This is a genomic window from Streptomyces sp. NPDC053560 (assembly GCF_044544605.1).
In the GTDB taxonomy this organism is placed as follows: Bacteria; Actinomycetota; Actinomycetes; order Streptomycetales; family Streptomycetaceae; genus Streptomyces.
This window is the reverse complement of sequence record NZ_JBITXI010000003.1, coordinates 142,221-164,376: the sequence shown is the minus strand read 5'-3', so window position 1 is coordinate 164,376 and position 22,156 is coordinate 142,221. Positions and strand designations below refer to the sequence as shown.

21 protein-coding genes and 2 pseudogenes are annotated in these 22,156 nt (G+C 69.2%); 18 read left to right on the top strand and 5 right to left on the bottom strand.

What is annotated here, in order from left to right; all coding sequences use genetic code 11:
* Positions 1–28: 28 nt before the first annotated feature.
* Positions 29–703: a helix-turn-helix domain-containing protein gene (locus ACIGQF_RS07570; protein ID WP_399706781.1), complete on the bottom strand. Its 675-nt coding sequence runs from the start codon at positions 701–703 to the stop codon at positions 29–31.
* Between the two features lie 183 nt (positions 704–886).
* Here ACIGQF_RS07570 and ACIGQF_RS07565 point away from each other — a divergent pair, with 183 nt between their 5' ends.
* Positions 887–2,083, top strand: a complete 1,197-nt coding sequence (locus ACIGQF_RS07565) for a cytochrome P450 (protein WP_399706779.1) — start codon at positions 887–889, stop codon at positions 2,081–2,083.
* Between the two features lie 3 nt (positions 2,084–2,086).
* Here ACIGQF_RS07565 and ACIGQF_RS07560 read toward each other — a convergent pair whose 3' ends face one another.
* A complete protein-coding gene (locus ACIGQF_RS07560) occupies positions 2,087–2,539 on the bottom strand; it encodes a DUF6314 family protein (protein WP_399706776.1) in 453 nt (150 codons plus the stop codon).
* A gap of 797 nt (positions 2,540–3,336) precedes the next feature.
* Here ACIGQF_RS07560 and ACIGQF_RS07555 point away from each other — a divergent pair.
* The 6 genes from ACIGQF_RS07555 to ACIGQF_RS07530 all read left to right on the top strand — a co-directional run bounded on the left by ACIGQF_RS07555 (position 3,337) and on the right by ACIGQF_RS07530 (position 9,542).
* Entirely contained in the window at positions 3,337–4,812 is a 1,476-nt protein-coding gene (locus tag ACIGQF_RS07555) for an SLC13 family permease (protein WP_399707613.1), read from the top strand.
* A gap of 107 nt (positions 4,813–4,919) precedes the next feature.
* Positions 4,920–6,143 (top strand): glycerate kinase, encoded by a 1,224-nt coding sequence (locus ACIGQF_RS07550; protein WP_399706773.1) that lies wholly within the window; start codon positions 4,920–4,922, stop codon positions 6,141–6,143.
* Between the two features lie 270 nt (positions 6,144–6,413).
* Positions 6,414–6,617, top strand: a complete 204-nt coding sequence (locus ACIGQF_RS07545) for a hypothetical protein (RefSeq protein WP_361554611.1) — start codon at positions 6,414–6,416, stop codon at positions 6,615–6,617.
* Positions 6,618–6,661: 44 nt separating this feature from the next.
* Positions 6,662–7,429 carry a hypothetical protein gene (locus tag ACIGQF_RS07540; protein ID WP_399706771.1) on the top strand — a complete coding sequence of 256 codons (768 nt, stop codon included), beginning with the start codon at positions 6,662–6,664 and terminating at the stop codon, positions 7,427–7,429.
* Entirely contained in the window at positions 7,426–8,370 is a 945-nt protein-coding gene (locus tag ACIGQF_RS07535) for a DUF6895 family protein (protein WP_399706768.1), read from the top strand. The genes ACIGQF_RS07540 and ACIGQF_RS07535 overlap by 4 nt, the downstream gene beginning before the upstream one ends.
* 44 nt (positions 8,371–8,414) lie before the next feature.
* Complete coding sequence (locus ACIGQF_RS07530; RefSeq protein WP_399706766.1) at positions 8,415–9,542, top strand: serine hydrolase domain-containing protein; 1,128 nt, start codon at positions 8,415–8,417, stop codon at positions 9,540–9,542.
* Between the two features lie 202 nt (positions 9,543–9,744).
* Here ACIGQF_RS07530 and ACIGQF_RS07525 read toward each other — a convergent pair whose 3' ends face one another.
* Positions 9,745–10,326 carry a TetR/AcrR family transcriptional regulator gene (locus ACIGQF_RS07525; RefSeq protein WP_399706764.1) on the bottom strand — a complete coding sequence of 194 codons (582 nt, stop codon included), beginning with the start codon at positions 10,324–10,326 and terminating at the stop codon, positions 9,745–9,747.
* 285 nt (positions 10,327–10,611) lie between these two features.
* Between ACIGQF_RS07525 and ACIGQF_RS07520 the strand changes: the two genes are divergently transcribed.
* The 11 genes and pseudogenes from ACIGQF_RS07520 (at position 10,612) to ACIGQF_RS07470 (ending at position 19,146) form a co-directional block, all read left to right on the top strand.
* Entirely contained in the window at positions 10,612–11,772 is a 1,161-nt protein-coding gene (locus ACIGQF_RS07520; protein WP_399706762.1) for an agmatine deiminase family protein, read from the top strand.
* 69 nt (positions 11,773–11,841) lie between these two features.
* On the top strand, positions 11,842–12,309 hold the full coding sequence (locus ACIGQF_RS07515; protein WP_399706760.1) for a TrmO family methyltransferase: 468 nt from the start codon (positions 11,842–11,844) through the stop codon (positions 12,307–12,309).
* 46 nt (positions 12,310–12,355) lie between these two features.
* Positions 12,356–12,599, top strand: a pseudogene (locus ACIGQF_RS07510) (hypothetical protein); the annotation flags it as partial.
* Between the two features lie 111 nt (positions 12,600–12,710).
* Complete coding sequence (locus ACIGQF_RS07505) at positions 12,711–13,352, top strand: DNA alkylation repair protein (RefSeq protein WP_399706758.1); 642 nt, start codon at positions 12,711–12,713, stop codon at positions 13,350–13,352.
* A gap of 396 nt (positions 13,353–13,748) precedes the next feature.
* A complete protein-coding gene (locus ACIGQF_RS07500) occupies positions 13,749–13,952 on the top strand; it encodes a cold-shock protein (protein ID WP_399706756.1) in 204 nt (67 codons plus the stop codon).
* Positions 13,953–14,193: 241 nt separating this feature from the next.
* Entirely contained in the window at positions 14,194–15,687 is a 1,494-nt protein-coding gene (locus ACIGQF_RS07495) for a DEAD/DEAH box helicase (RefSeq protein WP_399706754.1), read from the top strand.
* 157 nt (positions 15,688–15,844) lie between these two features.
* Positions 15,845–16,162: an SCO5918 family protein gene (locus ACIGQF_RS07490; RefSeq protein WP_399706752.1), complete on the top strand. Its 318-nt coding sequence runs from the start codon at positions 15,845–15,847 to the stop codon at positions 16,160–16,162.
* Between the two features lie 409 nt (positions 16,163–16,571).
* A complete protein-coding gene (locus tag ACIGQF_RS07485; protein WP_399706750.1) occupies positions 16,572–16,916 on the top strand; it encodes a MerR family transcriptional regulator in 345 nt (114 codons plus the stop codon).
* 134 nt (positions 16,917–17,050) lie between these two features.
* A pseudogene (locus ACIGQF_RS07480) lies at positions 17,051–17,269 on the top strand (ArsR/SmtB family transcription factor); the annotation flags it as partial.
* A complete protein-coding gene (gene arsB, locus ACIGQF_RS07475; protein WP_399706747.1) occupies positions 17,269–18,402 on the top strand; it encodes an ACR3 family arsenite efflux transporter in 1,134 nt (377 codons plus the stop codon). The pseudogene ACIGQF_RS07480 and the gene arsB, both read left to right, overlap by 1 nt.
* Positions 18,403–18,807: 405 nt before the next feature.
* Positions 18,808–19,146, top strand: coding sequence for a hypothetical protein (locus ACIGQF_RS07470; RefSeq protein ID WP_362214520.1), 339 nt, complete (start codon positions 18,808–18,810; stop codon positions 19,144–19,146).
* 51 nt (positions 19,147–19,197) lie between these two features.
* Here the strand turns inward: ACIGQF_RS07470 and ACIGQF_RS07465 are convergent, their stop codons facing one another.
* Together ACIGQF_RS07465 and ACIGQF_RS07460 are read right to left on the bottom strand one after the other, a co-directional pair.
* Positions 19,198–20,760, bottom strand: coding sequence for an AMP-binding protein (locus ACIGQF_RS07465; RefSeq protein WP_399706744.1), 1,563 nt, complete (start codon positions 20,758–20,760; stop codon positions 19,198–19,200).
* Positions 20,761–20,934: 174 nt separating this feature from the next.
* A complete protein-coding gene (locus tag ACIGQF_RS07460) occupies positions 20,935–22,146 on the bottom strand; it encodes a serine hydrolase domain-containing protein (protein WP_399706741.1) in 1,212 nt (403 codons plus the stop codon).
* Positions 22,147–22,156 lie beyond the last annotated feature (10 nt).

Below are 22,156 nucleotides of genomic sequence, written 5' to 3'. Positions count from 1 at the left end.
GGCTGACGGGCGGGCGAGCCGCCGCCCGTCATGCCAGGAGCGAGCGCCAGCGGTCGGCCGACTCCAGCATGTCCGTGATGACCCGCTCCAGGAACGTCCCTGCCTTGGCCATCCGTTGTCCCACGGGCGTGTCGAGCCCGAGCGTCTCCGCCGTCGTCATCGCGGCCCGCGCCGATTCGAGCGTGTGCCGTGCGCTGATCACGATCGAGTTGTACCAGGCGTTGTCGTCGATGACGTAGATGTCGCGGCGCCGCTGCGGATCGTGCTCGCGCCGGACATACCCCTGCTCCACAAGGGAGTTCACGGCCACGGAGACGGAGGCCGGGCTCACCTGCAGCCTGCGGGTCAGCTCGGCCGCGGTGCGCCTGCCGTCCTCGGACAGCAGCAGGTCGACGTGCACGCGCGCGGTCATCCTCGGCAGCCCCGACCTGACCGCCAGCTCGATGATCTCCTCTTCCACCGCGCCGGCCGGCGGCCCGGCCCCGCGTGGGGGAGCGGGCGTGCCGCGCCGGGCACGCTGAACCGTCGCCCGATGCGCCTGCTGGGGCCGGTAGCCGCCGGCGCCGCCGTTGCGTCCGACCTCGCGACTGATCGTCGAGGTCGGCCGGTCGAGCCGTCTGGCGATCTCGGCGTAGGAGAGTCCGTTGGCGAGTCCGGCAGCGATGCGCTGGCGTTCCTGTTGGGTCAACCGTCCACCTGGCATGCCGCCAGTATTGCCTTCGCCGTCATCCATTGCAACGCACCATTGCATTCGAGTCCAGCGTCATTGCATCAATTTAGCTTCTGCTAGCTGGACTAACGCTGTTTAGTGGATTGACGACACATCGAACGCAACGTAGCTTTCAAGTAATCCCAAACGCGTACTATCGCGAAATGAGGAATGGTCATGGGTGAGTCCGTCCACACCGTCTCGACGACGCCGATGGTGCGTCAGTCCGGCTGCCCCTTCGACCCGCCGGCGGAGTTGCTCGACGCCCGCCGCCACGGCCCCATCAGCCGCTACACCCACCCTGGCCCTGGAGGGAAGCCCGGATGGCTGATCACCGGATACGACATGGTCAGGTCGGTGCTGGCCGACCCGCGGTTCAGTGCGCGCAAAGAGCTCATGAACGTGGTCGACTTCGAGATTCCGCCGGCGCCGCCCGGCGAGTTCCTGCTCATGGACGACCCGCAGCACCGGCGCTACCGCAAGCCGCTGATGGGCAAGTTCACCGTACGGCGCATGCGCCTGCTCACCGAGCGCGTGGAGCAGATCACCGCCGACTGTCTGGACGCCATGGGAAAGACCGGGCCGCCGGCGGACCTGGTGACCGCGTTCGCCAAGCCCATCCCCGCCATCGTCATATGCGAGCTGCTGGGTGTGCCGTACGAGGACCGGGGCTCCTTCCAGGAGCAGATCGACTCGTTCATGAACGGGGAGACGAGTGAAGAAGAGCTGATCGCGGCCTACACCGCGGTCCAGAACTACCTCGCGGAGCTGGTGGTCGCCAAGCGTGCGAATCCCACCGACGACGTACTCAGCGACCTCACCGACAGCGATCTGACCGATGAGGAGCTGAAGGGGATCGCCCTGATCCTGCTGTCGGCCGGGTTCGACACCACCGCGAACATGCTGGGACTGGGCACCTTCGCCCTGCTCCAGCACCCGGCTCAGCTGGCCGCGCTGCGGGCAGACCCTGCGCTCGCCGAGCGGGCCGTGGAGGAGCTGCTGCGGTACCTGAGCGTCGCCAAGCAGTTCTGGCGGACGGCGCTGGAGGACGTCGAGCTGGGCGGCCAGACCATCAAGGCCGGCACGACGGTTGTCCTGTCGTACAACACCGCCAACCGCGACCCCGAGCGCTTCACCGATCCCCAAGCGCTCGACCTGCAGCGGCAGGAGGGCGGGCACCTGGCCTTCGGCCACGGCGTCCACCAGTGCCTGGGGCAGCAGCTGGCCCGCGTCGAGATGCGGGTCGCGTTCTCCGCGCTGCTGAACCGCTTCCCGACGCTGCGCCTGGCCGTACCGGCTGAAGAAGTCAGCCTGCGACCGGAGGCCGCGGACATCTACGGGGTGAAGAGCCTCCCGGTCACCTGGGACGTGTGACCCTCACGTTGTCGCGCGGCGGTAGACCGAGACGAGGAGCTGGTCCTTGGCCGGGCCGTGGACTTCCCAGCGCAGGTGCCACTCGTCCGGCGACAGGACGGTGAAGGTGCCTTCGTAGCGATCCGCGGCGCATTGGTGCACGGCCGTCCAGTGGCCGCGGCGCAGGTCCAGCGTGTGGAAGGGACGGCCGTCCGCGAAGGACACCTCCGCGGAGCCGTCCGGGAGCGGCGTCATCCGGAGGGTTCGGCTCGCGTCCCGCTGCGCGCCGTCCCATTCCATGACACCTTCCTCCACGTGCAGCCACCCGTCGTCGGCGTCGTCGGTGCGGAACTCGGCCCGTCCGGAGAAGTGGCCGACGTGTTCACCGGCGTACAGCTCACGCTCCACGCTCCAGTTGCCTGCGAGGTAGGCGAGCGCATCGGGTACGGCCCGGACGCCGGGATCGGGTGAGGTCATGCCCCCCAGCTTCTCACTCGGCACAGGGGCGGCAGCCTGTACCCCTCCTTCAATACAGTCCGGAACTTCCGCACAACCGACCCCGTCTTGATCTGCGGAGCCAGGACAGCGGGCACGGTCGAAGGGCGGCGTGGAGTGGAACGGCGAAGACGATGGCGTGCACAAGCGGCAGGGTGGGTGATGACTCTGACTGCTCTTGCGACCGCCATTCTCACCGGCTGCTTTGCTCCGGGGGCGGCTCGCGCGGCGCGCCCCCGACGGCAGCCCGGTGGTGACCGGCCGCCTCGACGGCGCTCGTTGACGCAGGTCAAGGCTGCTGTAGGGGCGCTGTAGGGCTGCTGCCTCGCGTCAATCGGCGGCGGTTGGGTGAAGGGGGGAGGCATCGGGGAGCGGAGCGGGAACGATGCCCACGATCACTGATGTCGTAATGGTCGGATTGTGATACCGGTTGTCGTGGGAGGTCGGATGGACAGGACCGGCGTGCGGTGGTTCTCGCGTCGGTGCCGGTCACCGGCACTGTGCCGGCCTCCGCCATGGCGTACGCGCCGTGCTCGGCACCGGCCGGTCGGCCCGCCTGCCAGGCACTACCGCAGGGGCCGGCTCATCGGCTCTGCTGCCCTGCCTGTCATGACGGGGTCCGTATGGCTGGCCGCTGCTCGGCATCGCACCGGGACCGACCAGGGAAAGCCATCGTGCAAGAGCTGTACAAGCGAATGTGTCTGCTGTTGCAGGCCCCCGGGACCGCCGGCAGGGCGACCACAGCATTGTCCGGACTCTGCAAGCAGTTGCCCGCCATCATGTGGGCAGGCGTCCTGCTGGCAGTGGCCGCCGCACTCGTCATCGTCTGGTCGGGCGCGGGACCGCCCGCGCCGGCGGCGATTGCGCTGACGGTCTTCGCCGGGGCGACCGTGGCGTGGGTGTCGGGCCGGGGCGACACCACTTTCGTCGGGCTGATCGCCGTACTGATGCTCGTGATCGCCGGCGTCGTGGCGCCGGCGCGGCTCTTCGCCGGGCTCGGGAACGAGACGGTGTGGTTGCTGATCGCCGCCTTCGTCCTGGCGGCGGGCATCGGCGCAACGGGTCTGCCGGCCCGCGTGGCCCTGGCCCTGTGCACCCGCGCCCGTACGGTGCGGCAGTTGTTCCACCTGGTGGCGGCAGTGCTGGTGCTGACAGCCTTCGCTCTTCCGGCCACCGCGGGCCGGGCGGCCCTGGTGCTCCCCGTCTTCGTGGCGCTGGCCGCCTCCGTACAGGAGCGCGTCACCGTCGTACGCGCTCTGTCCCTGTTGTTCCCCACGGTGGTGCTGCTGTCGGCCATGGCCACCCTGACCGGTGCGGGTGCCCACCTGATCACCAGCCAGCTATTGGCCGCCACGACGGGCGGCGGCATCAGCTATGTGCGGTGGCTGGTGCTGGGACTGCCGTTCGCGCTGATCTGCTCTCACCTGGCCACGGAGGGACTGTTGCGGACGATGACCGACCGGGAGGAGCGCCGTGCCCCGTTGGTGCGGATGCGTGATGGCTCTTCGGCGGCCGGTGAATCGTCAGGTGAACCGTCCGGTGACGCGTTCGGCGGAACGGTCGGCGAAGCAGGGGGCGAACAGGAGTCGCGACGGCCCGGACGGCTGGGGCGATGCGGACGACTCGGACGCGACCAGGCCCGGGCTGCTGCGATTCTGCTGGTGGTGATGGCCTTGTGGTGCACCGAGTACCTGCACGGCATCCCGCCCGCCGTCACGGCATTGGCCGGCGCGGTGATGATCACCGCACCCAAGTGGGGCACCATCGGCATGTCGGCGGCCCTCGACGCGGTGCCGTGGTCATTGCTGCTGTTCATGGTGACCACCACCGTGCTGGGCGGCGCACTGGCCTCTTCGGGGGCAGCGGACTGGCTCACCTCCCTGTTCTTCCCCGCTGCCGCGGGCCCGGGTGTGGTCCTGGTGGTCGTCGTGGTGGTCAGCGCGGCCTCTCATCTGATGCTCCAGTCGCGGTCGGCGCGGTCGTCGGTGCTGGTGCCGCTGGTCATCCCACTGGCCTCGACCGCGGGCCTGCAACCAGCCGCACTGGCTTTCGCCTCCACCGCCGCGGCGGGGTTCTGTCACACCACCATCGCTTCGGCCAAGCCCCTCGCCCTGTTCGCTCAAAGTGGCGTCCCTGCGGTCTTCGGTGAGCGGGATCTGCTGCGCCTGTCGGCCTGGCTCGGTCCCGTCACCGCCGCGGTGACCGTCGGCTGTGCCCTGACCATCTGGCCCTGGCTGGGCCTGCCCCTGCGCTGATCACCTGTGCTGAACACATCCGCTGAACACACCGCGACGCGTGGACAAGACGCGCGTACAAGATGGCGGCCCTGACCGGGACCGCCGCTGAGGAAACGGGAAGACTCATGTTCTTGCGAGTTCTGGTCGCTCCCAGCGGCTTCAAGGAGTCCCTGGCCGTCGAAGCGGTCGGTGCGGCGATCAGCGCCGGTGTCCGGCGTGTGCTGCCCGGCGCCTGCGTCTCGGCCGTCCCCTTGGTCGACGGTGGCGAGGGCACCGCCCGTACGCTGGCCACCGCCAGTGGCGGGAAGCTGGTACCGGTGACGGTCACCGGACCCACCGGGGAAGCCGTCTCCTCGCACATCGCCGTCCTGGGCGGTGCGGGGCCACTGACCGCTGTCGTCGAAATGGCCGCTGCCGCCGGGCTCGCACTCGTTCCCGCCGGCGCCCGCGACCCCGGCCGCACCACCACGTACGGGGTCGGGGAGCTGATCCGCGCCGCCCTCGACCAGCGTTGCGAACGGATCGTGGTGGGCTGCGGTGACTCGGGAACCTGCGACGGCGGCGCGGGCGCCCTGACCGCGCTGGGTGCCCGCGTACTCGACGCCGAAGGACACCAGGTTCCCGCGGGCGGCAGTGGACTGCTCCGCGCCTCGATGCTGGAACTCGGCGGCCTGGACGTACGTTTGACCGGTACCGAGATCTTCGTCGCCTGCAATCCGTACAACGTCCTGACCGGTGAAGGCGGCGTCGCCCGGACTTTCGGGCCGCAAAAGGGCGCGACGGCCGCCCAGGTCGAAGAACTGGCCTCGGCCATGGACCACTGGGCCGCGCTGCTGGAACGCCAGTGCGGTACGGACGTACGAGAAATGCCGGGCGGAGGGGCCTCCGGCGGGCTCGGCGCGGGCCTGGCAGCCGTCCTCGGCGCCCGCCTGCTGCCCCGCTTCGACGTCCTCCCGGGCTACGCGGAACTCGACGCGCAACTGGCCCTGGCCGACCTGGTCATCACCGCGGAGGGAGCGCTCGACCATCAGACTCCGCGCGGCAAGATCCCGGCCGAAGTCGCCCGTCGCGCCAAACGGCTGGGCAAACAGGTCATCGCGCTGGCCGGCATCATCGGCCACGGCGCCGCACAGACCCACCCGGTCGGCATCGATGCCTACGCCTGCATCCTCTCCGGCCCCATGTCCCGACGCGAAGCCATGGACAGCACCGCCGCACTCCTGGCCGACGCCGCCGAACAAGCCCTCCGCATGGTCCTGATCGGCACCCGCCTCACCGAACCCCCGCCCCTCGTCGGCGACCCCCTCCCGCCGGCGGCCGGCAGCCGGCCGGCGCCCACCGTGGGGTGAGGGGTGAGGGGTGAGGGGGGGAGGCGGCCATCAGCCGTCAGGGCCGGGCAATGGCAGGTGGCCGATCGCCCGCGGCGGGCCAGCACCGCCCGCTCGCCCCCCGGGCCTCACTGCCCCCGGGCCTCTCCGCCCCCCCGGGCCTCTCCGGCCCGCGCCCGCTCCGGCCCTGGTCACCACCGTTCGGTTCACTCGTCCGGCCTACTTCAACCCTGAATGGAGGTGTTTGTGTGCATACAGTCGAACTGTTGCCCAGACGGGTGATGGAGTCTGTTGGAGGGAGCCGAGATGCTTTCCCAAACTGTTCGGACAACCGGTCTGACCCTCGACGGGGAAACCCTGGAGGCGGTCGCGGCGCAGCCTGAAGCGCCGCTGAGCGACGCTCCGGTCCCCTCGCCGGAAGGCGGCGGCATCGGCCTGCTGCTGCTCGGGCTGCTTCTTTCGCCCAAGGAGCCGAAGGACCCGAACCGCCGGTGATTCCCCAGCGGTCCCGGACTGCGCACCGCGAATCCGCCGACCGTTTGGCGCTTCGTGCTCTCGACGCCCTGGAGGGCGTCGAGAGCACGGGCGTGGCCGCGGGTTATGTGGAGGAAGCGGCGGCGGAGTCCGAAGGAGATACAGCGGTCGCCCTCGGGGCAGTGCGCATTCTCGGCGCCGATGTGCTCGCACCGTACGTACTGCGGCACTGGGTTCTGCCGGACGAGGAGTCCTACGTCATCGATCTCGCCCTCTCGGCGCTGCCCCCGGCCCGTCCGGCGCCGCCCCCACCGCCGGGAGGCCCCGAAGCACCGTGGTTGCGGGCATGGGCCGACTGGGGTCTGGTCGCCGCGCTTGCCCGGGTGGCCCCCGGCCACTCCTCGCCGCACCCGGCTCCGCTCCCCGAAGCGCCTCCCGTCTGCGACGACGCCCTCCCGCGCCGGCACCCCGCAGTCGCCGACCCCGAAGACGCCGACCTCGATGGGACCGCCCGCGAGGGCTGGGTGTCCTGGGCCGTACGGATGGCCGCGCTGGCACCGCTGGCCCTGCCCGGGCTGGACGGACCGGTGCATGCATCCGCGCGGGCCGGCGTGACGGGCCTGGCTCGCGGTGCCTGCCGCTCGATGCTGCGACGCGACTTCCCCACCGCCGCACGCCTCGCCCGCTGGCTCGCCTGGCTCCACCACGAGGGCGTACCCCTGCCGCTCGACCCCGTGCCGTTCACCCAGCACCTCACTCTGCTGGGCGTGGGCGGACGCCTCGCACTCGACACCGCGATCGCGCGGGAACTGCTGAGGGAGGAACCGCTGTGAGCACCGATGTGACGCAGACGGCGCACGCCGTCAGTTCCCGGGCCCTGGGCTGGTTGCACGCCAATCGACAGTACGGCGCGCTCACCGACCTGCCCGGCCCCGACCTCATCGATGACGCCGATGCCTACAAGGCCGTCGGCGAGACAGCACTCGCCACCTCTCTCGTCCTGCGCAGCGGCGCGGCCGGCTCTTCCCAGCTCGCCCTCGCGCGCGAGCTCCTGGAATTCTGCTGGGAGCAACTGGGGGAGGGGCGGCTGCTGTACGAGCGGCTGCTGCGCCACCCCCTGATGACCGACCCGCTGGAAACCTACGCCCACTTCGTACGAGGCGGGTACCGGAACCCGCAGCTGGAACAGCTCGCTGCCCACACCATGGCGCTCCGTTCCACACGCGCCGGCGAGCTGGTGCCCAACCGGCGCCTCGGAGTCGCCAACTCCGCTCGCGTCGCCGGCCTGACGCACGACGGTGAAGGGAACGTGGGGAGCGACTGGACAGCCATGACCGAGGCCACCTGGCTCGGCCACACCCCCGAGCCCTGGCACATCGACTGGATGACCGGCTACTCGGTGACCCACACCGCCTTTCACCTCAGTGACTGGGGACGAATACCCGGCGCACTGCCCAGCCCCATAGCCGGCTACCTGGCCAACTGGCTGCCCGTGTGGATAGACATCTGGGCGGAGACCGGCCAGTGGGACCTGATGGCCGAGCTGATGATCGTCGAAAACTGCCTGCCCACGCCGCACACCGACCCCGACGACTGGCATCGGCTGGCCGGCATCCAGCACGAGGACGGCATGGTGCCCCGCGACGACAAGGACGTCGAGGACGACCCCGCTCAGCGCTTCGATGCGCACCAGCACCCCACCATCGTGGCCGTCATCGCCGGTACGCTCGCCCTCACCCGCGTACTGGACGAGCCGCACCACCCGGCCTCATGACGGCAGCGCCGCGCACCCCACCGGATACGCACGACCCGCCGCGCGTGGCGTCCGAAGGCCCCGCGGAGGAGCCACTCGCCGGGCCGTCACGCGCCGGGCCGTCACTCGTCGGACAGGACGCGGTACGCGCACTGCTGTCCGCCGCCCCGGATGCCAGCGCCGTCACCGTTGGCATCCACCGCGCCGGGCAGCAGGCGTTCGTGGCGACAGGAACCACTACGCACCACGGTGACCATCCCGCGGCGGCGGACACCCGTTTCGAGGTCGGCTCGCTGACCAAGACCTTCACCGCCCTGCTGCTGGCCGAGCAGAACGCCCGCGGTGAAGTGGCCCTCCACGATGCCGTTGCTCACCACCTGCCCGCAGGCACGCAACTCCCGGCCGGCGGCACCGCCATCACGCTGCTCCACCTGGCCACCCATACCTCCGGCCTGCCCCGCCTGCCACCCGGACTGCTGCGCACCGCGCTGCCCCGCCTCCTGAGCAACCCCTACGCCGACTTCACCCGCGCGGACCTCCTCGACGCCTTCTCCCGCACCCGGCTACGGGCCCGGCCGGGCACACGCGTGCGGTACTCCAACTTCGGTGTCGGCCTCCTCGGCCACGTCCTGTGTGCTGCCGCCGGTGGCCTGCCGTACGAGGCACTACTGGCCGAGCGGATCCTGGGTCCGCTCGCCCTGCACCACACGAACTGCACGCCCGATCCGACTCCCCGCGCCGCAGCTACGGGCTATCGGAGAGGCCGCCCCCGCCCGCCCTTCGACATCCCCGGGCTGCCGGCCGCCGGAGCCGTCCGCTCCAGCGCGCGCGACCTCCTCACCCTCACCCGAGCGCTCCTGCCCCATCGTTGCGATGCCGTACCCGCTGCCACTCCGGCATCTCCCGCGACCTTTCCGGCACCTCTGCGGACGGCGCTCGCGGACGTCACCCGCCCCTGCCTGACGCTGCCCAACGGCACCGGCCTCGCCCTGCTGTGGAACACCCGCACTCGTCCCGACGGCTCCGCCCTGTACCACCACTCCGGCGGCACCCGCGGCTGCACGGCATTCGCCGGCTTCAGCCCAGCGCACGACACCGCACTGGTCGCACTCGCCAACTGCGCCCCGGGCCACGGCAACCACCTGATCCAGCGGGCGTACGAGGCCCTGCTGAGCCTGCTCCCTGAGGGCTAAGTGGTCGGCCGAGTCCTGGACAATCGCTCAAGCCGGACACGCGTGCCGACTGGTCCACCGCCCCTGCGTGATTCGGAACGGCGCGGTCGAGGTGGAGCACGTGCCCGGGTGGGGTGTGGAGGTCCGCCGCGACTGGCTGGACCAAGCTCACCGGCAGGTCGGTTCGCTCGGTTGACAGGTGTGTGCGGCGGCCGGCCGGACTTCACGGCTGACGCAGTTGCGCCAACTCCACCTCGATGGCCTGCGACATCAGGGTGCGGGCCTGCTCGATGCCGAGTCCGCCGCTGAGCCAGCGCATGCTCAGGCCTTCCAGCAGAGCCGTGAGCCGCTCGGCCGCCGCCGCGAGCGTGGTGGCCGGGGCGAGCGGCTGCACCTGGCCCAGCAGGGCGGCCACCTCCTGCACCCAGACCAAGGTTGCCCGGGCGAGGTCCTCACGCAGGACAGGGTCGAAGACGGCGCTCGCCCTCAGCTCGCCCCAAGCGGTGCTGTTCTCCCGTACCTCCGGGATGTCCTGCAGTTCCAGCAGCAGAATCTGGTCGAGCTCCTCGCGCGGGCTCAGCGGCTCCGCGTCCGGGTCCCTGGACGTGGTGTACCGCTCGGCGCGGTCGTTGATGAACTCCAGCGTGTGGCGCAGGACTCCCGTGCGGTCCTTGAAGTGGTAGTAGAGCAGGCCGGTGGAGACCCCGGCTTCCTCGGCCAGTTCCTCCACGCGGAGGCCGCGGACCCCGCGCCGGGCGATGACCCGGGCGGCGGCTTCCAGGATCTGCGTACTGCGAGCGGACATACGACGAACCCTATCCGGCCCTGTGTGCCGTTTTCGCCGAGGTCAGGAGCCGGCTCCGCCTCGCCGTCCGCGCTCCGGCGCGTCCTCCGCCGCCCCTACGTTTGACTGAAAATTCAGTCAGTGTCACAGTGGGGCCACGGCCGCCCCACTCACGCCTCCGGCCCGCCGTAACCATGACTGCCAACCGCGTGAAGCCAAGGCCATGACGTCCACCGACGTGCCGCGTCACCGTGCTGCGCCTGCCGCTGCTGGATAGTCTCGCCTGCCCCGGATCGGAGCCACACCGTGTCCCCCTTTCCCCCCTCCCGCCGCACCGCCCTGCGCGCCTTCGCCGGAATCGGCGCCGCCCTCGGCCTCGGAACCACCGCCTGCGGCTCCGAGGGCGCGGGCGGCAGCACGACCTCCGCCCCGGCCCGCACCCCGGCAGAGGAAGGCGAGCGCCGCTTCGGCGCCGAGTGGGAGAGCCACACCCGCACGTTCATGTCGTGGCCGGCGCTCGACTCCGTCTGGAAGGACGACCTGCCCTACGTACGGAAGGACATCGCCGGCATCGCCCGGGCCATCGGGGAGTACGAGGCGGTCGTCATGATGGCCCGTCCTGAGCATGCCAAGGCAGCCCAGCGGGCCTGTGGTTCACAGGTCGAGGTCATACCGCTCGTCGTCGACGACCTGTGGGCCCGCGACACCGTCCCCGTCTTCGTCGAGGACGACGGCGAGCCCGTCGGGATCGACTTCAACTTCAACGGCTGGGGCAACAAGCAGGAGCACACCAACGACGCGAAGGTGGGCCGCGAGCTGCTCGCCGAGTACGACATCCACCGTGAGAGGGCGCCGCTCGTCGCGGAGGGCGGCTCCTTCGAGACCGACGGCGAGGGCACCCTCCTCATCACCGAGAGCTCGATCGTCAACGACAACCGCAACCGCGGGAAGAGCCGGAACCGGATCGAGGACGAGCTCATCGAGACGCTCGGCGTGGAGAAGGTCGTCTGGCTGGCCGGCGTACGCGGCGAGGACATCACCGACGCGCACGTGGACGGCCTCGTCCGCTTCACCGCGCCCGGCGTGGTCCTCCTCGACCAGGCGTTCCCCGGCCTGCCAGCGGACTCCTGGTCCCGCGCGGCCGACCGGGCCCGCTCCGTGCTCAGCAGGACGACGGACGCGCGCGGACGGCGCTTCGAGATCATCGACCTGCCGCAGCCCGACCTCGACAAGATCACGGGCGAGGGCGACGACTTCGTCTCCACGTACGCCAACTTCTACATCGCCAACGACTCGGTCTTCCTGCCCAAGTTCGGTGACCGGAAGGCCGACGCGCGGGCGAAGGGCATCCTCCAGGAGCACTTCCCCAAGCGGGACATCGTCCAGCTGCGGATCGACGCCATCGCTTCCGGCGGCGGTGGCATCCACTGCTCCACCCACGACCAGCCCGGCAAGCCCGCAGCGTGACCGCACTCAGGAGCGAGGCGTGCGTCCCCGTAGATTGCTCACCGTATCGACGAGGGTGAGGGGAGACGCATGACACAGTCACTCAAGATCAATCCCATTGGCGTCGTCGTGGGTGGCCGGACCGAAGCCACTGACGATCACTGGAACGAAACCGCGATCATCCGTTTGAACAGCGACTTCCCGCCGGAGGTCGTTCAAGGACTCGAAGAGTTCTCCCATCTCGTGGTCGTCCGGCACTTCAGCAAGGCATCACCCGACGACGTCGCTTTGCACGCACGCAGTCCGCGCGACAACCCCGACTGGCCGGCGACCGGCACGTTCGTACACCGAAATCACCGCCGCCCGAACCAGCTCGCGCAGTCCTTCCCGCGGCTCCTGAAGGTCGACGGCCTGGATCTGCACGTGCGCGACCTCGACGCCGTCGAGGGAACCCCCGTCTACGACCTGTCTCCCTATTTCCGGGAGATGGGCCCCCGCGGTGAACTCCGTCAGCCCGACTGGCCCGGCGAGATGCTCAAGGACTACTGGGCCGACTGACGGCACCGGTGAACCGCCCGGCCGGTGGCCCACCGGGCCACCGGCAGTGGCGCTCCTGACCGGCCCCAGGCCCACGGTCTTCGACTTCTCCGCCCCGGTGGCTGCCGTCGCCCGCCACCGTGTGGACCCGCCCCGGCTCGGCATCGACTCCGACCCGCATCGACTCCGACCCCGCCTGGCGCGCGGCCGCCCTCTTCCAGACCTTGCTGCTCATCAAGGCGCTGCCGGCGTACGACGTCCGCTACGCCTGTGCGATCACACTCGCGTACATGCACGCCTCGGGGGAGGGCGGTCGGCTTTCCTCGTAGGGTGAATCCCGCAGGTGGGTGGAGCCCGCACGTGAGAGACGGGAGATCGAGGTGGCCGGGACGGCGTCGACCGGGACAACGGTCGCTGAGGTGATGGCCGAGCTGGCCGCGCTCGAGGATCCGAAAGTCCGTGCGGTAAACGAAAAGCACGGTGACGAGCACGGTGTGAACCTCACCACACTGCGTGCGCTGGCGAAGCGGCTGAAGACGCAGCAGGACCTCGCGCGAGAGCTCTGGCAGACGGGTGACAGCGCCGCACGGCTGCTGGCGCTTCTGATCTGCCGCCCGAAGGCGTTCGCGCGTGACGAGTTGGACACCATGTTGCGCGGGGCGCGCACACCCAAGGTGCACGACTGGCTCGTGAATTACGTGGTGAAGAAGAGTTCGCACGCGGAAGAGCTACGCCTGGCCTGGCTCGCCGATCCGGATCCCGTGGTCGCCAGCGCCGGCTGGGCGCTGACCACCGAACGCGTGGTGAAGAAGCCAGAGGGCCTCGACCTCTCCGGACTGCTCGACGTCATCGAGGCGGAGATGAAAGACGCCCCGGACCGCCTGCAGTGGGCGATGAACCACTGCCTGGCGCAGATCGGGATCGAGCACCCCGAGTACCGCACCCGTGCCATGGAAATCGGTGAGCGCCTGGAGGTGCTCAAGGACTACCCGACCTCCCCGGGCTGCACGTCGCCGTTCGCGCCCGCCTGGATCGCCGAGATGGTGCGCCGGCAGCACGGATAGACGCTGTTCATCGGTCCATGGATGGTCGTCACCGGTGCCGGGACTGGCCGCCATGCCGACTCCCGGTGTGGGTGTGCCGACGAAATCTTCCCGAACGTGGGGCTCCGGGCAATCAATATCTGTGCTCGCCGGGTAAGAATTTGACCGCCTGTGCGAGCAGGGTTTTTGCCGTAACAGGCGGAGCGGTTTTCGTCGGCGTACCGGGACGATCGCAGCGTGCTACTGTTGGTTCCAGTTGCAGTTGTGGTTCCCAAAACTTCAAGTGCCCTCCAGTCGGCTGTCGGCCAACGGAGAGCATTTTTGTACTTCCGGTATTTTCCGGTCGGGGTGATCATCGCGGCGACATGGCATTCGCGCAGTGTGGATGCCGGTGTACTGCCCCAAAGGAGAAATGACATGGCCGCTGGTACCGTGAAGTGGTTCAACGCCGAAAAGGGTTTCGGGTTCATCGAGCAGGAGGACGGCGGCGCCGACGTGTTCGCCCACTACTCGAACATCGTTGCCCAGGGCTTCCGTGAGCTGCGCGAAGGCCAGAAGGTGAGCTTCGACATCGCGCAGGGCCAGAAGGGCCCGACGGCGGAGAACATCATTCCCGCCTGACGCTGACGGCGTATTTTGCAGCTGGGGCCCGCATCCTTCGGGGTGCGGGCCCCAGCTGCAAGGCTTTTTTCGCACTGTGGTCATCTTCGGGACACGCCACCGAAGAAAATTCTTGCGCTTCGGCGGCATTTTTGCCGGCGAGATTCGCTTTCGCGTTCCACTCGGCTCATTCTTGCAATTCTCTACGCTGCTCCACCGCTGTGAGATTTCTTGACGTGTGCCGTATCGAGGAAGGTTCCTCATGAACCGCACACGCACGAACGACCGTTTTGATCGCGCTCGCAACGGCAGCGCTGATTCCAGGAGGGGCGGCAGCCGATTCGCTTCGTCGGGCGGAGGCCGTTCCGGCGGGCCGAACCGCTCCGCCGGTCAGAGCCGTCGGCCCGTGGCGAGCCAGGGAGAGTTCGCACTCCCCAAGACCATGACCCCGGCGCTGCCCGCCGTGAACGACTTCGCTGCTCTGGACATGCCCAAGCAGCTGCTCGCCGCCCTCGGCTCGGAGGGAGTGACCGTACCCTTCCCGATCCAGGGCGCTACGCTGCCGAACTCTCTTGCGGGCCGCGACGTACTGGGCCGCGGGCGTACCGGCTCCGGCAAGACACTCGCCTTTGGACTGGCTCTGCTGGCCCGCACGGCCGGACAGCGCGCCGAGCCCCGCCAGCCGCTGGGCCTGATCCTCGTACCGACGCGTGAGCTGGCACAACAGGTGACGACCGCGCTCGCCCCGTACGCCCGCGCGGTGAAGCTGCGGCTGGCCACCATCGTCGGCGGTATGTCGATCGGCAAGCAGGCCCGTGCACTGCATGGCGGCGCGGAGATCATCGTTGCGACCCCCGGACGGCTGAAGGACCTCATCGAGCGGGGTGACTGCCGGCTGAGCCAGGTGGGCATCACGGTGCTGGACGAGGCCGACCAGATGGCCGATATGGGCTTCATGCCGCAGGTCACCGAGTTGCTCGACCAGGTACGGCGCGATGGTCAGCGGATGCTGTTCTCCGCAACCCTGGACCGCAACGTCGACCTGCTGGTCCGCCGCTACCTGAGCGACCCCGTCGTCCACTCCGTCGACCCCTCGGCCGGTGCGGTCACCACGATGGAGCACCACGTGCTGCACGTCGACGGCGCCGACAAGCACACGGTCACCACGGAGATCGCCGCTCGCGACGGCCGGGTGATCATGTTCCTGGACACCAGGCACACCGTCGACCGCCTCACCAAGCACCTGCTGAACAGCGGTGTACGCGCCGCCGCCCTGCACGCCGGAAAGTCCCAGTCCCAGCGCACACGCACGCTGGAACAGTTCAAGACCGGCCATGTCACCGTGCTCGTGGCGACGAACGTCGCGGCACGCGGCATCCACGTCGACAACCTCGACCTCGTCGTCAACGTCGACCCGCCGGCCGATCACAAGGACTACCTGCACCGCGGCGGGCGCACCGCCCGGGCCGGTGAGTCCGGCAGCGTGGTCACGCTGGTCACCTCGAAACAGCGCCGCACCATGAGCCGTCTGATGGTGGCCGCGGGCGTCACCCCGCAGACCACTCAGGTTCGCTCGGGCGGCGAGGCGCTGAGCCGCATCACCGGAGCTCAGGCGCCCTCCGGAGTCCCGGTCGTCATCGCCGCACCCGTGGTCGAACGCCCCAAGCGCGGGTCCGCCTCCCGTGGCCGGCGCCGCCCCGCTTCGCAGACCCGGCGCCGCTCTTCGGCATCCTCCGCCACCGGCGTGGCGGCCTGAGTCCTTCGTCTCCTTCGTGATCAGCAAGCTCACCACCACTGCAGGAGCTGTTTTGACGCTGATTCAGGCTCAACATGGCAGGGACCCGGGTACATGCGTCTCTTCCCGTTGGACCGCCGCTCCTGTTCGGACCGCTTCCTCTTCTCTGTGAGGCAACATGCGCTGCATCATCGCCCGCTTCCCCTTCGACCTCACCAAGAACGGCGTGCTGGAGTCGATGAAGGGCATTGAGCCCGAACCGGCAACCCGCGAGACCGTGATCATTGGCCGCCGTACCTACCCCGTCAAGCAGGTGGGCGCGGTGATCACCAAGCAGGACCGCCGTGACTTCAGCGCCGGCGAAGTCGTACGGGCCATGACTCGGCTTGGCTTCACCTGCTCCAACATTGCTCAGGTGGAACCTCCTGAGCACACATCGAGCCCGTTCCAGCGGGCTCAGGCGATGCTCGGGATCCCTCGCTTGCCGGAGGCCTGAGAGTCGCAAGTCGACATCACGCGGATTACGCAATAACGCGGATTACGCAGCACTGAGGGCTCGACCGGCCACGCCGGTCGAGCCCTCAGTGCGTTGCATTCTTCACCGCAGGGGTATCTTCGCAGCATGATGGAGACAGGAAATCAGTGCTGACATCTGTAGAAAATCTGCCGTGTTCGCAGTAGACATGAGTGGTCGCCAGGTGTAGCGTCCTTTTCATACACCAGAGAGTCCCATACTCCGGACTCCAGAACGTGAAGAGCGCACGGCAGCGAAGCGGGACGGAAGCCGCAACGAAGCACTCACCGGGTGTCGCGGGCCGCGGAGTGGCAGATGGTGTTGAACGCTCGGGGCCAGGGTGCCGTCATGGCGCCTTGGCCCCCGTACGTGTCCCCGAAAGAAGAGGTCTATGCCCCCTCGCAGTACCCACGTCGCCGACAAGTTCGACGACGATGATTATCCCGCCTACACCATGGGCCGGGCCGCCGAGATGCTCGGCACCACCCCCGCCTTCCTCCGCACCCTCGGCGAGCACCGTCTGATCATGCCGTTGCGTTCCGAGGGCGGCCACCGCCGCTACTCCCGCTATCAGCTGCGCATCGCTGCCCGCGCCCGCGAACTCGTCGACGCCGGCACCCAGATCGAAGCGGCCTGCCGCATCATCATCCTGGAAGACCAGCTCGAAGAGGCCCAACGCATAAACGAAGAACTGCGCGCCCGCGCCAACGGGCCGCAGCCGGAGGCCCCTGCCTGATCGCGCAGCGACGGGGCAACGACCTCCCCGACGTCCGCACGGCCACGGCCCGCATCGCCGAGGAGTTCGACGGCTGGGCACCGGAAGTCACGGCGTTCCTCACCGGCGGTGAGACCGCACCCTGTCCTGCGGGATGCGTCTGTGACCTGACGCCGGCCTTCGACCTCTCCCAGCCGACGATCTCCCACCACCTCAAGCTGCTGCGGCAGGCCGGTCTGATCGACTGCGAACGCCGCGGAACGTGGGTGTACTACCGGCTGCTGCCGGAGATGACCGACCGGCTCGCCGAGATCCTCACCCGCCCGGCCGGGCAGTCCCTGCCCGAGCGCCCCGCCGAAGCCGGGACCGCCTGATGACCGCCGAGACCACCTCCACCACGCCCGTCGCCGCCAGGCTGTCGTTCCTCGACCGCTACCTCGCCGTATGGATCCTGGCCGCCATGGCCGCCGGCCTCGGCCTGGGCCGCCTCGTACCTGGTCTCGGCGATGCGCTGGCCGAGGTCACCATCACCGGTGTCTCGCTGCCGATCGCGCTCGGTCTGCTGGTGATGATGTACCCGGTCCTGGCCAAGGTCCGCTACGACCGGCTGGACACCGTCACCCGCGACCGCCGGCTGCTGATCCCGTCCCTCCTCCTGAACTGGATCGTCGGCCCGGCGGTCATGTTCGCCCTCGCCTGGATCTTCCTCCCGGACCTGCCCGAGTACCGCACCGGCCTGATCATCGTGGGCCTGGCCCGCTGCATCGCCATGGTCATCATCTGGAACGACCTCGCCTGCGGCGACCGCGAGGCCGCCGCCGTACTCGTCGCCCTGAACTCCGTGTTCCAGGTGATCGCGTTCGCCGCGCTCGGCTGGTTCTATCCCTCCGTACTGCCCGGCCGGCTCGGCCTGGAGCAGACCGGCCTCGACGTGAGCATGTGGGAGATCGCCCGCAGCGTGCTCATCTTCCTGGGCATCCCGCTGGCCGCCGGCTACCTGACTCGGCGCCTGGGCGAAAAGGCCAAGGGCCGCACCTGGTACGAGTCGAAGCTGATGCCCCGCATCGGCCCGTTCGCCCTCTACGGACTGCTGTTCACCATCGTCGTCCTGTTCGCCCTGCAAGGTGATGCGATCACCTCGAAGCCGGTCGACGTGGTGCGGATCGCCCTGCCACCGCTGGTGTACTTCGCCGTCGTATGGGCCGGCGGCATGGCGTTGGGCATGGCGGTGGGCCTGGACCACCCGCGCACGACGACCCTGGCGTTCACCGCCGCCGGCAACAACTTCGAGCTGGCCATCGCCGTGGCCATCGGCACCTTCGGAGCCTCCTCCGGCCAGGCACTCGCCGGTGTCGTCGGCCCCCTCATCGAGGTCCCCGTGGTGATCGGCCTGGTCTACGTCGCCCTGCGCGCCCGCCGTTTCTTCCCCCGCAACACCAACGCCCACAGCAACAACGTGGTATCGCAAGCCCCAGAGACCGGCATTCAGCAGACCTCTGGAGCCTGATGCGTCATGCGCGGCGTTCGACCTCCAGGCCCGAGGTGTCGTCCCGGGAGACGGTATCCATCTCGCCGGTGCCCACGAGGGTGCCGAGCCTGCACGGGCGAGAGGAGGTGTGGCGGGTACGGGCATGTTCACCTGCCGGCCCGAACTGCAGGTACTGCCTTCACGACGGCCGTCATAGACGTCCCCCGGCAGTGGCAGTCCGGCCGGAGCGGCGCCCTTGCAAACTTCCCGTTTCGGGCCTTCCAACGCCGGCATCTACTCCGGCGACACCACCGCTGCCAGACCGTCGCCGCGTCCGTACCGACCGAATAAGTCGGCTTATTTCCCCCGCGAGACCTCGGTTCCGCACAGTTACTGTGACGGACGGTCAGGGGAACGGCCCCAGACCGATGCGAGGGGGAAGACATGGCGAATGCGGACTTCCGGCCCAGGACGCTGATCGGTCGCAACCAAGCCTGGACATCCGGTGACGGCAACACCCTTCTGCGCCTTCAGGAGGACGGCAACTTCGTCCTCTACCGCAACGGCAAGGCGGCCTGGCAGGCCGAGAACGTGTACCCGAACGGGGAAACGGCCGCGCTGGAAACAAACGGCGACTTCGCCGTGTACGACGCTTCCGGCAGTCGGCTGTGGCACTCCGACACCGGTGGAAATGACGATGCCCAGCTCTCGGTGCAGGACGACGGCAATGTCGTCATCTACGCCAACGGCCGGGCGATCTGGCACACGAACACCGCGGGCTGATGTGCGGGGGCGGGCGCCGGTGCGACGTCCGTCCCCGTTCCGCGTGGCGGCTCAGTCTTTCGTGCCGGGTACGAGGCTTGCTGCCAGTGTCGAGCGCAGCAGCCCGATATCGGGCTTGTCCGCCGACGTGAGCGGGATCTCGGTCAGCAGGTGCAGTGCCTCTGGCGCGTACAGGGGCCCCTTGTGAGCGCTGACGAAGGCGCGGATCTCCTCCAGGGTGGGGCGGTGCCCGGGAGCGGGGACGACTGCCGCGTGGATGCGTTCGGTCTCGTCGATGTCGCGGACGCCGAACACCGCGCACTGAGCGACGGCCGGATGGGAGAGAAGGAGGTCCTCGACCTCGGTGGGATGGACGTGGCCGCCCACCACGATGATGACGTTGTCCCGCCGGCCCGCGACGAAGAGGTAGCCGTCCTCGTCGAGGAAACCGATGTCTCCGGTGCGCAGCCAGCCGTCCCGCAGGACCTCGGCGGTGAGTTCGGGCTGCTTCCAGTAGCCGGACATGACGATGGGGGACCGTACCTGGATCTCGCCTTCCGCACCCGGCGGCAGGGTCCTGCCCTCTTCGTCGCGGATGGCGACGTCGACGCCGGGCACGGGGCGGCCGACGGTGATACGGCCGCCGGGGCCGGTGATCGTGTGCTCGTGCGGCCGTGCTTCGCTGATGGCGGGCACCTCGCTCTGGGCGTACCAGCCGTACAGGATCGGGCCGAAGACCTCGGCCGCCTGACGCAAGCGGGTGGCGGAGGAGGGGGAGCCGCCGTAGGTGATCCGGGTGAGGCCGGAAAGGTCCGTCCCGGGCAGGTCCGGGTGGTCGAGGAGCTGGTGCAGCTGTGCCGGCAGGAGCCACACGTGAGTGATGCGTTCGCGCGCGATCGCGGCGAGTACGGCACCGGGCTCGAAGGGGCGCTGCAGAACGACGGAACCGCCTTGCATCAGCGTTTTGTCGGTGAGGAAGCCCGCGAGCCGACCGAGAGCCGTGCAGGCGAGGTAACGCGGCGGATCCCCCGCATCGGGCAGCGGGAACCCCACCCCCCTGCCGTAAGGACCATGAGTCGTACGGATCCCCTTGGGGATACCGGTAGTTCCACCCGTGTGCTGGATGTACAGGTCGTCTTCCGGTCCGACCGGCGAGGTGAAGGCGTGGGGCTCGCGGCGGGCGGCGGCCGCCAGTACGTCCTCACCGAAGGGGTCGAAACCCAGCCCGAGCACAGCGGGGCCGTCGAGCAGGGGCAGCAGTTCCTTCGCCGATGTGTGCCGGGTGGAGTCGATGAGCAGCAGTGTGGTCTCGGTGCTCTCGGCGATGCGGGCGAGCACGGCGGAGGCCAGACCATCGTGGAGGTGAACGACCCGGGCGCCGGCGAGATGTGCCGCGTAGCGGGCCGTGAGGGCCTCCGGGGTATTTCCCGTGAGGAGGGAAACGGTCGTACCCGGGCCGAAGCCCCGTTCGGCCAGTTCCCAGGCCAGCCGGATGGTGTGGTCGCGCAGCTCGCCGGCGGTGATGTGCCGTCCGTCGGCCGCCGTGATGACGGGGCGGGCGGGCGTGGCGGACAGCAGGTCGAGGAGGGCGCCGGCATAGCTGAGGAACGCGGGTGCGGGCGGGCCGTCGGTCATGCAGGACTCTTCTTCTCGTGGGGATTGTGGGAATCGGGGTCGGGCGGTCGCCGGGGTCGTAGGGATCGTGTGGATCGTGGGAGATACCTGTACGTGCCTATGAGATATCCGGGGCGGCAGGGGCTCAATCCCTTGGCCCCCGGGTCCTGCTCCGGGGGCCTGGCGCGGGTCGCGTCAGGACGTACGGGTAGCGCAGAATTCGGCGTCGACGACGCCGACGTACGTGGCGGCGTTCTTGGGCCAGTCACCGTTGATGTTGAAGGCCAGTTGGTGCTTGCCGTCCTTGGTGGCGGCCAGTCCGGACAGGGAGCCGTTGGTGCGGCCGGTCTTGCCGTAGATCCGTACTCCGCAGGAGAGCGTCACGGACTCCACACCGAGTCCGTAGTCGAAGCCATCCTCCTCGGAGTGCACGGTGGTGAGCATCTCCCGCATGGCTTCCGGAGCCAGCAGCCTGCCGCGCAGCAGGGCGTGAAAGAGGGTGTTCAGGTCGCCGGTAGTGGAGATGACCTCGCCCGCGGCGCCGAGCCATGACATGTTCTGTTCGGTGGCGTCGACGATCGGGGCACCGGGTTCCTTGCTGTGCAGCCGCGAGTAGCCGACCGGGTGCGGGCGCGGCATGGTCGCCCGCAGGCCCGGGAAGGTGGTCTCACGCAGTCCCAGCGGTCGCACGATGCGGCGTTCGGCTTCGTACGCGTAGGAGTGGCCGGTCGCCTTCTCGATGATCATTCCCGCAAGTATGTAGTTGGTGTTGCTGTACTGGGCCCCGCCTCCCGCGTTGTGCGGGGGACTCTGCATCGCGAGTGCGACCAGGTCTTCGGGGCGGTAGGTGTCGTAGCGGTGTTCAGGGAATCCGGGGCCGGCGGTGCGGCGCGCGAATTCGGGGTCGTCGGTGTAGTTGCTCAGGCCGCTGGTGTGGTTCAGCAACTGCCGCAGTCGGATCTTCCGGCCGTCGTTGCCGTTGCCGCTTACGACCCCCGGCAACCAGGCATCCACGGTGTCATCGAGGTCGAGCCGCCGCTCCTGCTGGAGCTGCAGCAGGACGGTGGCGATGAAGACCTTCGTGATACTCGCGGCCCGGAAGTGGTCCGCGCGGGAACGCTTGCGGTGGGTCGAGGTGTCGGCGTACCCGGCTTCCCCGAACCACCTCTCCTTCCCTGTCCGGGCTTCGGCGGCCACCCCCGGCAGGCCCTCCTCCACCACGGCCTTCAACGCTTGTTGAGTCGCTGCGTGTTGCCCGGCCGCGGCACCGGCCCCGGCAGCGGGCGGTGCGGCGGCGGTGGCACTCGTGGTGGTTACGGGCGCGAGCAGCGCAGTGAAGGCGATGGCTACGGCGGTCGTACGGGCGGTCCTGCTGAGCCGGTGGCGGCGATAGGTTGTTGTTCGCATGGCAGGAGAT

Bases quoted from the DNA above. Each gene is read 5' to 3' on its own strand.
- ACIGQF_RS07560 (WP_399706776.1), bottom strand. From the start codon at position 2,539: ATGACCTCACCCGATCCCGGCGTCCGGGCCGTACCCGATGCGCTCGCC.
- ACIGQF_RS07485 (WP_399706750.1), top strand. From the start codon at position 16,572: ATGCCCCCTCGCAGTACCCACGTCGCCGACAAGTTCGACGACGATGAT.
- ACIGQF_RS07515 (WP_399706760.1), top strand. From the start codon at position 11,842: ATGACACAGTCACTCAAGATCAATCCCATTGGCGTCGTCGTGGGTGGC.
- ACIGQF_RS07505 (WP_399706758.1), top strand. From the start codon at position 12,711: ATGGCCGAGCTGGCCGCGCTCGAGGATCCGAAAGTCCGTGCGGTAAAC.
- ACIGQF_RS07525 (WP_399706764.1), bottom strand. From the start codon at position 10,326: ATGTCCGCTCGCAGTACGCAGATCCTGGAAGCCGCCGCCCGGGTCATC.
- ACIGQF_RS07490 (WP_399706752.1), top strand. From the start codon at position 15,845: ATGCGCTGCATCATCGCCCGCTTCCCCTTCGACCTCACCAAGAACGGC.
- ACIGQF_RS07570 (WP_399706781.1), bottom strand. From the start codon at position 703: ATGCCAGGTGGACGGTTGACCCAACAGGAACGCCAGCGCATCGCTGCC.
- ACIGQF_RS07555 (WP_399707613.1), top strand. From the start codon at position 3,337: ATGTGGGCAGGCGTCCTGCTGGCAGTGGCCGCCGCACTCGTCATCGTC.
- ACIGQF_RS07495 (WP_399706754.1), top strand. From the start codon at position 14,194: ATGAACCGCACACGCACGAACGACCGTTTTGATCGCGCTCGCAACGGC.
- ACIGQF_RS07470 (WP_362214520.1), top strand. From the start codon at position 18,808: ATGGCGAATGCGGACTTCCGGCCCAGGACGCTGATCGGTCGCAACCAA.
- ACIGQF_RS07550 (WP_399706773.1), top strand. From the start codon at position 4,920: ATGTTCTTGCGAGTTCTGGTCGCTCCCAGCGGCTTCAAGGAGTCCCTG.
- ACIGQF_RS07565 (WP_399706779.1), top strand. From the start codon at position 887: ATGGGTGAGTCCGTCCACACCGTCTCGACGACGCCGATGGTGCGTCAG.
- arsB (WP_399706747.1), top strand. From the start codon at position 17,269: ATGACCGCCGAGACCACCTCCACCACGCCCGTCGCCGCCAGGCTGTCG.
- ACIGQF_RS07460 (WP_399706741.1), bottom strand. From the start codon at position 22,146: ATGCGAACAACAACCTATCGCCGCCACCGGCTCAGCAGGACCGCCCGT.
- ACIGQF_RS07500 (WP_399706756.1), top strand. From the start codon at position 13,749: ATGGCCGCTGGTACCGTGAAGTGGTTCAACGCCGAAAAGGGTTTCGGG.
- ACIGQF_RS07465 (WP_399706744.1), bottom strand. From the start codon at position 20,760: ATGACCGACGGCCCGCCCGCACCCGCGTTCCTCAGCTATGCCGGCGCC.